The sequence below is a fragment of the Siccirubricoccus soli genome (genome assembly GCF_024178315.1).
Classification (GTDB): Bacteria; Pseudomonadota; Alphaproteobacteria; order Acetobacterales; family Acetobacteraceae; genus Siccirubricoccus; species Siccirubricoccus soli.
In genome coordinates this window covers 22,046-29,513 of record NZ_JAMZIK010000165.1, presented here as the reverse complement: position 1 = coordinate 29,513, position 7,468 = coordinate 22,046, and the positions used below count along the sequence as shown (strand labels likewise).

Sequence of the window (7,468 nt, the reverse complement as noted above, 5' to 3'; positions counted from 1 at the left end):
TTGCGCCCGCAGCACCCCGGGCATGGCCAGCATCGCGGCGCCGAGCGCCAGATCCCTGCGGCTGATCTTCATTCTCGTTCCCTCCCCGCGACGCCGGAGCTCAGCCCTGGCCCGCCGCCTTCAGCTCTTCCAGCAGGATCGGCACGCCATGCGTGGTGCTGTGGATGCCGAGCACGCTGACCAGTTCAAGCACTTCCATGATCTCCTGCCGCGTGGCGCCATGCTTGAGCGCGTTGCGGATGTGGATCCGGGTGCCGGGCGCATAGAGATGCGTCGTCGCTGCATCGATCGCGATGTAGATGAACTCCTTCACCTTCGGCTCCAGCATCCCGTGCTGCCAGGGCACCGAGGAGAAGCGCAGATAGGCTTCGAAGAAGTCGGGCGAGAGGGCGAGGACATTGTCCCACAGCCCGCTCCAATAGCCGCGGGCGGCGGTGAATTCGGCCTTCAGCCGGGCCTCGCGCTCGCCGCCCTGGCCGGGCTTCGGCACCTCCACGCCGCGGCCGGCGGCCGCCAGCTCCTCCACCAGGATCGGCACGCCATGCGTCACGCTATGGATGCCGAGCACGGAGATGAGCTGCAGCACCTCCATGATCTCCTGCCGCGTCGCGCCGTAGCGCAGCGCGTTCTTCATGTGCACGCGGGTGCCCGGGGCGTGCAGATGCGTGGTGGAAGCGTCGATCGCGATGTAGATGAATTCGCGTACCTTCGGCTCCAGCACGCCATGGCGCCAGGGGACCGAGGAGAAGTTCATATAGGCTTCGAAGAAATCAGGATCGAGCGCCAGCACCTGGTCCCAGGTCGGGCTCCAATAGCCGCGTGCCCGGGTGAACTCCTCCTTCAGCGCAAGCTGGCGCGGCGAGAGCTCGCTCATGGCCTCTCGTTCCCTTCCCCTGCTGGCGCGGTACCTCGCCCGCGCCTTGGCCGCCGCAGCATGCGGCATCGCGCCGGGCTTGGGAACCCGGACAGAGAGGACTTGCCTTCGCCAACGCAGGGCGCCGGCTAGCGCGGTTGCTCCGGGCCGCCACGGCAGCCCGTCCGGGTGCCTTCGGTGGCTGATCGGGGACGGACTCTGACTGGCTGAGGCGTAGGGAAGGCGGTTCTCCAGCGTGGCGGCCTGGCACCCGGCTAACGCTCCTGCGGCCGCGGCTTCGCTGCCCTGCCGCAAGAACAGGCGGAACGCCTCCACGCCTGCGGACGGCGATGGCGTTTTGGCCGTCGCCGCCACCTTCGGCCGCTCTTCTGGCCGTGTCGTCCATCGCCGCCGGGCCGAACATGCATTAGGGTCCGGCCTGGCCGCCTGTCGCGGCGGATTGGTGACTGCGGGAGTTGAGGGTATGCGAGTCGGCGTCTTTCTGTTTCACGAATCACGCAACCCATCGGCGGACGCCCAGGTCATTGACGAGGCGGTCCGTGAAGCCAAGCTGGCTGAGGAAGAAGGCATGGATGCCGTTTTCCTCGCCGAGCATCATTTCGACGGCAATTGCGTCTATGTCGATCCGCCGACATTCGCCGCCGCGCTGGCCATGGCGACCAGTCGTATCAAGATCGGCTTCGCAGTACTCCAGACCTCGCTCTACCACCCGCTGCGAATTGCGGAGCAGATCTCGCTGATCGACAATCTGAGCAAGGGCCGGCTGATCGTCGGCCTCGGCCGCGGCAGCATGGTCAATCTGCACGAGTACAGCGGCTACCAGATCGACCCCGACAGCGCCCAGGACCGCTTCGAGGAGATCGAGCAGATCCTATTGCAGAGCTGGACCAGCGAGGAGCTGAAGCACCAGGGCAAGTACTGGAATTTCGACGTGCCGATGATGCTGCGGCCGCGGCCCTACACCAAGCCGCATCCGCAGATCCTGCGCAGCGTCGCCTCCGAAGGCTCGATCTCGGCGCAGGCCCGGCAGGGCCGCCCGGTGCTGATGGCGGCGGCAACCGCCGCCGGCGCGGCGCGCAATGTCGAGGCCTACCGCAAGGCGGCGCGGGAGGCGGGGCTCAGCTTCGACCGGATCGACCACGCCATTGCCGAGAGCTGGGTCTCCCGCACCGTCGTCCTGGCGCCGACGGACGAGGAAGCGCATGAGGTCGGTCTGCCCTATTTCCGCCAGATGCAGACCTACCGCGCGGCCCAGAGCTCGGCCTTCGAGGCGATGGTCGCCAAGTCCAATGCGCAGCCGGCGCCGCCGGTGCTCTGCGGCTCGCCCGAGAGCATGGTAGAGGATTTCGTGGAGCTTGCCCGGACCGGCATCGGCGGGGTGAGTATCCGCTTCCGGACCGGCCCAATGCCGGCAGAATTCTCCCGCCGGGCGCTGCAGCTTTTCATGCGGGACATCGCGCCGCGGATCCGGGAGGTTGCGCCCGCGCCCGCCGCATCCTGAACCGATCCAGGCGGGGGCCTGCCCTGGCTGCCCCGTCGCTCTCCCCGGCCGCGCCCTGATCAGTCCAGCCGGATGCCGAGGCGCTGGACCATCGTCTTCTCATACTCCGCGCGCTGGGCGATGAAGCCGGCATAGGCCTCGCTGTCCAGATACTGCTCCGGCATGTCGAATTGCGCCCGCACGGCGGTATTGGCCGGGCTGAACAGGGCGGCCTTGAAGGCATCGTGCAGCGCCCGCACAACACCGGGATCCATCCCCTTCGGGCCGGAGATGCCATAGGGGGAGGTGACGACCATGTCGTGCCCCAGCTCCTTCAGCGTCGGCACGCCCGGCAGGCGCGGCACCCGCTCCGCCGTCCAGACGCAGAGGGCGCGCATGGCCCCGCTTTCCACCTGCGGCACCCAGACGGAACTGTCCGCGATGCAGTCCACAGCGCCGGAGAGCACGGCCGTCATCCCCTCGCTGCTGCCGCGATAGGGCACATGGGTGAACTCCACCCCTTCCCGGACGCCAAGCTCCTCCATGGCCAGATGGTTGGTGGTGGCAATGCCGGAGGTGGCGAAGGTGAGCTTGCCGGGATTGGCCTTGGCATGGGCGATGAAGCTGCGCCAATCCTGCCAGGGGCTGTCCGCTTTGACCGCCACCCCGTACATCCAGCCGCAAAGGCGGAGGATGTGGGTGAAATCCGCCACCGCATCCCAGGGCGGCGTCCGCACCAGGAAGGGGCGGCGGACGATGGAGAGATGCATCTGCCCGAGCGTGTAGCCATCCGGGCGGGAGGCGGCGAGGGGCTGCACATGCAGCGTGCCGCTGGCACCCGGCCGGTTCTCGACCACCACCGGCTGGCCGAGCGTGGCCTGGGCCAGCTCCGCCAGGGAGCGCATCTGCACATCCGAGGAGGAGCCGGCGGTCCAGGGCACGAAAAGCCGCAGCGGCCGGTCCGGGAAGCGGGCTTGCGCCAGGGCCGGCGCGGCCAGTGCCCCCGCTGTCAGACCCAGCACCGCGCGCCGCGTCGGCGCCCCCGCTCCCTGCTTCATGGCATTCCACCGTTCGGCTGTTGCGGCCAGCAAACCATGAGTCGGAAGCCGTCGCCATCCCGCGCCACATGTCCGGCCGTGGGGCCCGCGAAATGCGTGCCGATGACCAGCACGGGCCGGCCGGCCAGGCCGCCGAAGATGCGTCGCCGCGTTGCCTCGGCAGCCGGCGGATCGATATCGGCGGTGGAGTTCCAGTGCGGCCGGGCGAGTTGGCACGGGTGGTGGGCGATGTCGCCGGTGATGAAGGCTTCCTCGCCCTCCGAGGCGATATGCACCGAGACATGCCCCGGCGTATGGCCGAAGCTTGGCACCAGCCGCACCTCCTCACACAGCCGGTGGTCGGCCTCCACCAGCTCGTGCAGCCCGGCCTCGACGATCGGCTGCACCGAATCCTCGAACACGGCGCGCTGCGCCTCATTCTCCCGCTGGCGGGACCAATGGGCGAATTCCTCCCGGCCGAAGAGGTAGCGGGCGTGTGGAAAGGTCGGACGCCAGGCACCGTCCACCAGCATGGTGTTCCAGCCGACATGGTCGGTGTGCAGATGGGTGCAGAGCACCGTGTCGATGCTCTCCGCCGGATAGCCGGCGGCGGCGAGATCGGCGAGGAAAGTGCCCTGGCGCTGGTTCCAGTGCGGGATCTTCCGCCCCTGCTTGTCATTGCCGAGGCAGGTATCCACCAGGATGCGGCGTGCCGGCGTCTCGATGATCAGCGCATGGATGCTGAGGCGGAGGCGCCCCCTTTCGTCGGCGAAATCCGGGATCAGCCAGGGAATGCCGAGCACTTCATCCGGTGTCGCCTGGGGCAGCAGGAAGCGGCTTCCGCCGGCCATTTCCAGCTCCACCACCTTGGTCACGGTGACCTGGCCGATCCGCCAGCGCATGCGCCTCCTCCTTCCGCCCGCTTTTCCGGCAGCGTAGCCTGCGGCAAAGACCGGAGGAAACCCATGTTCCAGACAACGCGCCGCGCGGCCCTCGGCGCCGCGCTGGTGGCCGCAGGCCGAGCCCATGCCCAGGCCTGGCCGTCCCGCCCCATCACCTGGATCGTGCCCTTCACCCCGGGCGGCATCACCGACACCTCCTCGCGCCTCGTCGCGCAGCCGCTCGGCGCCTGGCTCGGCCAGCAGGTGGTGATCGACAATCGCCCGGGCGCCGGCGGCAGCATCGGCACCGAAGCCGGGGCGCGCGCCGCGGCGGATGGCTACACCATCCTCTACGGCACCCAGGGCACGCTGGCGACCAACCCCGTGCTGTACCGCAATGTCCGCTATGACCCGCTGCGCGACTTCGCGCCGGTGCACGGGCTGGCGCAGACACCGCTGCTGGTGGTGGTGAATCCGGCGCGTCCCTTCCGCACCCTGGCGGAGCTGATCGGCCATGCGAGGGAGCGCCCGGGCGAGCTGACCTTCGCCACCTCCGGCATCGGCACCGGCACGCATATGGCGGCGGAGCTGTTCCAGGCGGAGGCCGGGGTGAAGCTGACCCAGGTGCCCTATCAGGGCAGCGCGCCGGCGCTGAACGACTTGGTCGCTGGCCGCACGGATGTGATGTTCGACTACCTGGTCTCCACCCGCGCCTTCCTGGACGCCGGCCGGCTGCGGCCGATCGCGACGACGGCCGGCGCCCGGCTGGCCGCGCTGCCGGAGGTGCCGACCATGGCGGAGGCCGGGCTGCCGGGCGCCGAGACCTCCTCCTGGTCCTGCATCCTGGCGCCGGCGGCGGTGCCGGCCCCGATCCGCGCCCGGCTGGCCGACGGGCTCCAGGCCGCCCTGTCGGAGCCGCGGGTGGTGCAGACCCTGGCCGGCAGCGGCAGCACGCCCCTGATGCTGGCGGGCGAGGCGCTGCAGGATTTCGTGACGCGCGAGGTGGAGCGCTGGCGCGGCATCGTCGAGCGCTCCGGCGCCAGGGCCGGGTAGGGGCGGCGCCCGTTGCGGGGCGCCGCCATGCCCCGCTACTGCAGCCGGGGCGCCTTCGCCTCCCGCAGCTTGCCGCCGCTTTCGGCGATGCGGCGCAGCAGCGCGCTCGGCCGCCAGCGATCGCCGTAGCGCTGATGCCAGGCGGCGATCTGGTTGTAGATCGCCTCCGCGCCGATGCCGTCAGCCCAGAACATCAGCCCGCCACGGTAGCGCGGGAAGCCGAAGCCGTTCAGCCACATCACATCGATGTCGCTGGCCCGCAGCGCCTTGTCCTCCTCGATGATCTTGCAGGCCTCGTTCACCGAGGCGAAGAGCAGGCGGTGCAGGATCTCCTCATCGGTGAAGGGGCGCTGCTCGATGCCCTGCTCCGCCGCGACCTCCTTGATCAGCCGGTGCACCTCCGGGTCCACCTGCGGGGTGCGGTCGCCCTTCTCATAGCGGTACCAGCCGGCGCCGGTCTTCTGGCCCTTGCGGCCGCTTTCCACCAGCCGGTCCGGGATGGGCAGGGTGCGGTAGTTCGGGTCCTCCGCCAGGCGCCGCTTGCGGGTGAAGTAGCTGACATCGAGGCCCGACATGTCGTTCACCGCGAAGGGGCCCATCGGGTAGCCGAAATCGACCATGACCTTGTCGATCTGCTCCGGCAGCGCGCCTTCCTCGACCATGATGTTCTGCTCGAGGGTGAAGAAGATGCGGCTGCGATTGGCGACGAAGCCGTCGCAATTCCCCGCGTAGCCGCTGATCTTGCCGATGGCGCGGCCGAGCTTCATCGTGGCGCCCAGCACTTCCGGCGCGGTGCGCGGGCCTTCCACCACCTCCAGCAGCTTCATGACATTGGCCGGGGCGAAGAAATGCGCGCCGGCGACCATCTGCGGGCGCTTCGTCGCATCGGCGATCCTGTCGATGTCGATGGCGGAGGTGTTGGTCAGCAGGATGGCCTCCGGCTTCATCACCGCATCCAGCCTGGCGAAGATCTCCTGCTTCACCGGCAACTGCTCGAACACCGCCTCGATCACCACGTCGCAATCGGCGATGTCCTCGATGCGCTCCACCGGCTGGATGCGGGGCAGGCGTTCATCCATCTGCGCCTGGGTGATGCTGCCGCGCTTCACGCTGACCGCGTAATTGTCGCGGATGCGCTGCAGCCCGCGGGCGAGGCCCTCCGGGCTGGCATCCACCAGCTTCACCGGGAAGCCATTGTCGGCGAAGCTCATCGCGATGCCGCCGCCCATGGTGCCGGCGCCGACCACTGCAGCCGTCCTGATCTCCGGCAGCGCCAGGTCCTTGGGCAGGAAGGGGATGCGGGCGATCTCGCGCTCGGCGAAGAAGGCGTAGCGCAGGGCCTGGGCCTCGGGCGCGTTCTCCAGCTCCTGAAACAGACGCTTTTCCTCGGCCAGCCCCTCGGGGAAGGGCAGGCGGGTCGCCGCCTCCACCGCCGCGATGCAATTATAGGGCGCCTTCTGGTTGCGCGCCTTGCGGGCGATCGACTTGCGCATGTCGTCGAACAGCCCGGGCTCCGCCGCGGCCGGCGGCATGGCGCTGATGCGGCGCATGGGCTTGCCGATGACGGATTTGGCGAAGGCGATGGCCTCCGCACGCAGATCCTTACCCGGAATGATCGCATCCACGATCCCGAGCGCCTTCGCCTCCTCCGCCGGCACGTGGCGGCCAGTCACGATCATCTCCAGCGCCGGCTTGGCGCCGATCAGCCGCGGCAGGCGCTGGGTGCCGCCGCCGCCGGGCAGGATGCCGATCAGCACCTCCGGCAGCCCCACCTTGGCGCCGGGCACGGCGATGCGCCATTGGCAGGAAAGGGCGTTCTCCAGCCCGCCGCCCAGCGCATAGCCATGGATGGCGGCCACCACCGGCTTCGCGCTCTCATCCAGCGCGTCATAGCTGCGGCGGGGGGAGGGCGGGCGGGGCTTGCCGAAGCGGCGGATATCGGCACCGGCGATGAAGGTGCGGCCGGCGCCCATCAGCACCATGGCCTGCACCGCGGGGTCGGCATTGCCCTGGTCCACCGCCGCCACGATGCCGTCCGAGACGCCAGGGCCCAGCGCATTCACCGGCGGATAATCCACCGTGATGACGCCGATCCCCTCCACCACCTCGAACCGTACGACCGGGGCATCACTCATCTTGCTTC

General features: G+C 69.3%; 6 protein-coding genes. 2 read left to right on the top strand and 4 right to left on the bottom strand.

Annotated elements, in window-relative coordinates; genetic code table 11:
- Positions 1–100: 100 nt before the first annotated feature.
- Positions 101–874 carry a carboxymuconolactone decarboxylase family protein gene (locus NJ376_RS23210; RefSeq protein ID WP_252955663.1) on the bottom strand — a complete coding sequence of 258 codons (774 nt, stop codon included), beginning with the start codon at positions 872–874 and terminating at the stop codon, positions 101–103.
- A 463-nt stretch (positions 875–1,337) separates the two neighbouring features.
- On the opposite strand from NJ376_RS23210, the gene NJ376_RS23205 reads away from it, so the two are divergent.
- Positions 1,338–2,375 carry an LLM class flavin-dependent oxidoreductase gene (locus tag NJ376_RS23205; protein WP_252955665.1) on the top strand — a complete coding sequence of 346 codons (1,038 nt, stop codon included), beginning with the start codon at positions 1,338–1,340 and terminating at the stop codon, positions 2,373–2,375.
- Between the two features lie 59 nt (positions 2,376–2,434).
- Here NJ376_RS23205 and NJ376_RS23200 read toward each other — a convergent pair whose 3' ends face one another.
- Complete coding sequence (locus NJ376_RS23200; protein WP_252955662.1) at positions 2,435–3,412, bottom strand: tripartite tricarboxylate transporter substrate binding protein; 978 nt, start codon at positions 3,410–3,412, stop codon at positions 2,435–2,437.
- Positions 3,409–4,293, bottom strand: coding sequence for an MBL fold metallo-hydrolase (locus tag NJ376_RS23195; protein WP_252955661.1), 885 nt, complete (start codon positions 4,291–4,293; stop codon positions 3,409–3,411). The genes NJ376_RS23200 and NJ376_RS23195 overlap by 4 nt, the downstream gene beginning before the upstream one ends.
- Before the next feature lie 63 nt (positions 4,294–4,356).
- On the opposite strand from NJ376_RS23195, the gene NJ376_RS23190 reads away from it, so the two are divergent.
- Complete coding sequence (locus NJ376_RS23190) at positions 4,357–5,325, top strand: Bug family tripartite tricarboxylate transporter substrate binding protein (protein WP_252955660.1); 969 nt, start codon at positions 4,357–4,359, stop codon at positions 5,323–5,325.
- A 35-nt stretch (positions 5,326–5,360) separates the two neighbouring features.
- Here NJ376_RS23190 and NJ376_RS23185 read toward each other — a convergent pair whose 3' ends face one another.
- Positions 5,361–7,460 carry a 3-hydroxyacyl-CoA dehydrogenase NAD-binding domain-containing protein gene (locus tag NJ376_RS23185; RefSeq protein ID WP_252955659.1) on the bottom strand — a complete coding sequence of 700 codons (2,100 nt, stop codon included), beginning with the start codon at positions 7,458–7,460 and terminating at the stop codon, positions 5,361–5,363.
- Positions 7,461–7,468: the final 8 nt, after the last annotated feature.